This is a genomic window from bacterium, from assembly GCA_019912885.1.
Taxonomy (GTDB): Bacteria; Lernaellota; Lernaellaia; order JACKCT01; family JACKCT01; genus JAIOHV01.
In genome coordinates this window covers 1-5,121 of sequence record JAIOHV010000224.1, presented here as the reverse complement: position 1 = coordinate 5,121, position 5,121 = coordinate 1, and the positions used below count along the sequence as shown (strand labels likewise).

3 protein-coding genes are annotated in these 5,121 nt (G+C 65.2%); 1 reads left to right on the top strand and 2 read right to left on the bottom strand.

All coding sequences use genetic code 11. The features are described from left to right. Together K8I61_19690 and K8I61_19685 are read right to left on the bottom strand one after the other, a co-directional pair. Window positions 1-1,774: pyruvate carboxylase subunit B (locus tag K8I61_19690; protein MBZ0274268.1), on the bottom strand; the 1,774-nt coding region annotated here is incomplete at its 3' end. A 355-nt stretch (window positions 1,775-2,129) separates the two neighbouring features. Then, window positions 2,130-3,728: a methylmalonyl-CoA carboxyltransferase gene (locus K8I61_19685; protein MBZ0274267.1), complete on the bottom strand. Its 1,599-nt coding sequence runs from the start codon at window positions 3,726-3,728 to the stop codon at window positions 2,130-2,132. Between the two features lie 251 nt (window positions 3,729-3,979). Between K8I61_19685 and K8I61_19680 the strand changes: the two genes are divergently transcribed. Continuing rightward, the coding region (locus tag K8I61_19680) for an FAD-dependent oxidoreductase (protein ID MBZ0274266.1) at window positions 3,980-5,121 on the top strand (1,142 nt) is incomplete at its 3' end.

Genomic DNA, 5,121 nt, shown 5'->3' with positions numbered 1-5,121 from the left:
GTCCCGAGGCGAGCGGCGTGACGCCGGCCGCGGGGGCGGCGACGGTCTGCGGCGCGGCGGCGGTCGATTTCGCCGGCGCGGTGCGTGGCGCGGATGAAGCGCTTGTCACCACGGGCATGCCCTCGCCCTCGACCGCGACATCGAAGACCTCGCCATCGACCGCCACGCGGAACGTGCGCGCGCCGGCGCCAAGACCCGCGCTCCTTGTCCCGCCGGCAACCAGTTCGCCGGCAAGCGCTTTTTTGATCGTCTCGTCCTCGCGTTTGACATCGTCGAGCGAGCGCTTTTTCTCGCCGGGCATCTGATCGGACGTCCCAAGCCGCCAGCGCAGGAACGCCTCGCCCGTGCGCGGGTAAAGGCCGTAGATCAGGATATCGTCGAGCATCGGCTTCTCACCCTTGCCCGCCTCCTTGAACAGCTTTTCGACATGCCGGGTCGCCGCCGGGAGTTCCGGTTCCAGATGATCGCCCGGGCGTCCCGTGATCGGCTTCTCGCCGCGCGGATAGCCCTTCAGACAGACTTTGCGCACAGCCGGGTCGACCGGCGCGGGCGTCTTGCCGTAGAGCCCGTAGCACAGGTCCTTCACCTCGCTCGACACCATCTTGTAGCGGCCCATCAGCACGTTCATGACGGCCTGCGTTCCGACGATCTGGCTTGTCGGCGTGACGAGCGGCGGGTAGCCCAGTTCCTTACGCGCGCGCGGCAGCTCCTCGTACACCTCGTGCAGGCGGTGCAGCGAATCGGCCTGCTTGAGCTGGTTCACCATGTTCGAATACATGCCGCCGGGGATCTGATGGATCAGCACGCCCGTGTCGATCGTCGAGGACTTCGAGGTATCCGAAAAATGGCGGTACTTCGGCCAGATCGCTTCGAGCACCTTGCCGATTTCGGCAATTTTTACGAGGTCGAGCCCCGGCGCACGCTCGTGGCCTTCGAGCGCGACGATGAGCGGCTCCACGGCCGGCTGGCTCGTGCGTTGCGCGAACGGCGCGACGGCGCAATCGAAAACGTCCACACCCGCTTCGGTCGCGCGCAGATACGCCAGCGCGCCCATGCCGGAAGTGAAATGCGTGTGGATCTGGACGGGCAGATTCGTGTGCTTTTTGACAAGGCGTACGAGTAATTCGGCGTCGGCCGGATTGATCATGCCCGCCATGTCCTTGATGCAGATGCTGTCGGCGCCCAGGGCGAGCATCTGTTTGGCCTTGTCGATGTAATACGCCTCGTTGAACACCGGGCCGCCGATGCGCCTTTCGGTGATCGTGTAACAGATGGTGGCCTGGAAATGTTTGCCGACCTTCTTCACCGTCTTGCCGGCGACCTCCAGGTTGCGCGGATCGTTCAGTGCGTCGAAGACACGGAAGATATCGACACCGACCTCCGCGGAATGCTCGACGAAGCGTTTGACGAGATCGTCCGCGTAATTGCGGTAGCCGACGAGATTCTGTCCGCGCAAAAGCATCTGGAACGGCGTTTTGGGCGCGACCTTCTTCAGCTCGCGCAGCCGGTCGAACGGATTTTCCTGCAGGTAGCGGTGCATCACGTCGAAGGTCGCGCCGCCCCAGACTTCAAGCGAGTGGAAGCCGATTTCGTCGAGCATCGCCGCCGCCTCGAGCATGTCCTCGGTGCGCATGCGCGTGGCGACAAGGCTCTGATGCCCGTCACGCAGCGTGGTATCGGTGATGCGGACCGCGGCCGGGCCTTTCGCCGCGGTCGCCTTGGCCGCGCGCGCGGGTTTGGCTGCCTTCGCCTTGCCTGTCGGTTTTGTCGCCATGGATCCTTGTCCTTTCCGCTCGCAGACCCGCTCCCTGATGGTCGCGGTTCCTTGTCGCACCGTAGACCCGCTCCCTGATGGTCGCGGTTCCTTGTCGCGCCGTAGACCCGCTCCCTGACGGTCGCGGTTCCAATTTTTCGCTTCCGCTAACGCAGCGCGCGGCGCTGCATAAGCAGTCGGTTCGCCATCGTTTCGACGCGGGCGGATTGCCCCCACGCCGTCTGTGAAATAATACGTGGCGCCGCCGGACGCCTTTCCTCGGCGAGCACGACGGACACCGCCGCGATCGCCGCGGCGATCTTTCGGCGCCGGCGCGTATCGGAACCCGCGTCGGCCGATGTTCGTGTATGCGGGCTCATACGGGGATGTTGCCGTGCTTTTTGGGCGGACGGACTTCGCGCTTGGTCGAAAGCGCGTCGAGCGCGCCGACGAGCACCGTGCGCGTGTCACGCGGGGAGATCACCGTGTCCACGTATCCGCGCGAGGCGGCGACGTACGGCGAATAGAACGCGTCGCGGTATTCGGCGAGCTTTTCGGCGCGCGCGGCCTTGGCGTCCTTGGCCGCCTTGATGTCGCGCGCGTAGAGGATCTCCACCGCGCCCTCGGCGCCCATCACGGCGATCTCCGCGCTCGGCCAGGCGACGACGAAATCCGCGCCCTGATGTTTGGAGCACATCGCCAGGTAGCTGCCCCCGTAATCCTTGCGCACGATGAGCGTGAGCTTGGGGACCGTCGCCTCGCTGTAGCACCACAGCATCTTCGCGCCGTGCCGGATGATGCCCATGTGCTCCTGATCGACGCCCGGCAAAAAGCCCGGTACGTCCACGATGGTCAGTAGCGGGATGTTGAACGCGTCGCAGAAGCGAATGAAGCGCGTCGATTTGTCCGATGCGTTCACATCAAGGCACCCGGCCTGCACGAGAGGCTGATTGGCGATGATGCCGACGACGCGCCCGCCAAGCCTCGCGAAGGCGGTGATGATGTTTTGCGCCCAGCCGGCGTGGACTTCCAGCACGGAGTCCGCGTCGGCGATCTCGGCGATCACCGCGTGCATGTCGAAGCCCTCGCGCTCGCTTTCCGGGATGATCGCGTCAAGCGCGGGGCAGGGGCGGTCGGCGGGGTCATCCGTATCGCCGATCGGCGGGTCTTCCATGTTGTTTTGCGGCAGGTACGCGAGCAGCCGGCGGATCGTCTCGATGCTCTCGGCATCCGAATCGCACGCGAAGTGCGACACGCCCGAAACCGTCGCGTGGATATCCGCGCCGCCCAGGCCCTCCATGTCGATCTCCTCGCCGGTCACCTGCGAGATGACGCGCGGCCCGGTGATGAACATGTGCGCGGTCTTGCGCGTCATGAACACGAAGTCCGTCATGGCGGGCGAATAAACGGCGCCGCCCGCGCACGGTCCCATGATCGCAGAAATCTGCGGGATCACGCCGGAAGCGGCCGAATTGCGGAAGAAGATCTCGCCGTAGCCCGCGAGCGCGTCCACGCCCTCCTGGATGCGCGCGCCGCCGGAATCGTTGAAACCGACGACCGGCGCGCCGCTTTTAAGCGCGAGGTCGAGCACCTTGCAGATCTTTTTCGCGTGCATCTCGCCGAGCGTGCCGCCCTGCGAGGTGAAATCCTGCGAGAAGGAATAGACGAGCCGGCCGTTTACGCGCCCGAATCCGGTCACGACGGCATCCGCGGGAATGTCCTTGTCCGCCATGCCGAAAAACGTGCCGCGATGCGTGACGAAGGCATCAAGCTCGGTGAAGGCGCCGTCGTCGAACAAGAGCGCGAGGCGCTCGCGCGCGTTCAGCTTGCCGCGATCCTTCTGCGCCGCGACGCGCTCGGCGCCGCCCATCTCACGGATCTGGCGTAGTTTATCGAGGAATTCCCGATGCTTGTCGGCGCTCGGCACGTAACGCGTCTCCTTTTGGGGCCCAAGGCGGGGCACCTCTTTTAGCATCGGCAGGCGCGGCGGGCAACGCGCGTGGCCCGCGGGAGCCCATCGTCCGACGCCGCGCGTGTTATACGCACGAGGTCGATTCGCGAGCCATAACTCCCGAGCGATTCGGCCGCGAGTCCGGCGCGATTTGTCACGGAATTCTCACGTTTTTCTTGACCCGGCGGTCAGGTCGGCTAAAATCGACAAAATGGTCCGAAATAGGATCGTCCCGGTCCTATTTCGGCCTTTCTTGATGGAACGGAGCCGTCGAAATGAAGCGCGATCTGGCGCGCATGGAAAGCGAAACGCACGACGTTCTCGTCATCGGCGGGGGCATCGTCGGGGCGGCGGTGGCGCACGACGCCGCGCTACGCGGATTTTCGGTGGCGCTCGTGGAGCGCGACGATTTCTGCGGCGCGACAAGTGCCGCGAACGCGAAGATCATCCACGGCGGGTTCCGCTATCTCGGCCAGCTCGACGCGGCGCACGTCAAGCAATTCGTCCGCGAGCGCCGCGCGCTCGAGACCATCGCGCCGCATCTGGTCGAGCCGGTGCGTTTTGTCCTGCCGATCTTCAAGGACGGCGCACTCGGCGCGTTTTTCACACGCGTGGAGATGACGATCTACGACCGCCTCTCGGGCGACAAGGCGCGCCTTGACGATCTCGATCGCCGACTCTCGCAAGGATACTTCGTCGAGCGCGACGAGATCCGCGTGATGGAGCCGCATCTCGATTCCGAAATGCTCGATGGCGCGATCGTCTATCAGGAATGCCGCGTCTGGAGCCCCGAGCGCCTGGTGCTCGAATTTCTTGCCGCGGCCTGCGGCAATCGCGCGCACGTGGCGAATTACGCCGAGGTCAAGGAACTGCTCGTCGAGAGCAAGACGATCAAGGGCGCGCGCGTGATCGATCGCCTGACCGGCGGCGCGCACGACGTCAAGGCCCGCGTCACGATCAACTGCGCGGGGCCGTTCGCGGATGACATTCTCGATCTGGCGAACGCCGTCGGCGACGTCGAAACCGGATATTCGCAAGGCCTCAACGTCATCACCCGGGCGGTAACGTCGGGCCATGGGGTCACGACGCGCACGCCCGACGGCCGGCCGCTTTTCGTGGTGCCCTGGCGCGGGATGTCCGTCATCGGAACGCACGACATGCCGCTTGTCGACGGCGTTTCGTCCTTCCGCGTGACGCCCAACGACGTGCATCGCCTGCTGACGGACCTGCACACGGCGCTGCCGATGATGGACGTGTCGATCAACGACGTGACCTGGGCCTTCGGGGGCGTGCGTCCAACGGTGACGCCAAGCGGCAAGGCTCGCGGCCGATACGCCGTCGTCGATCATCGCGCGAACATGGGGCCGCACGGTTTCCTGACGGCGCTCGGCGGTGACTTCACAAACAGCCGCGCCCT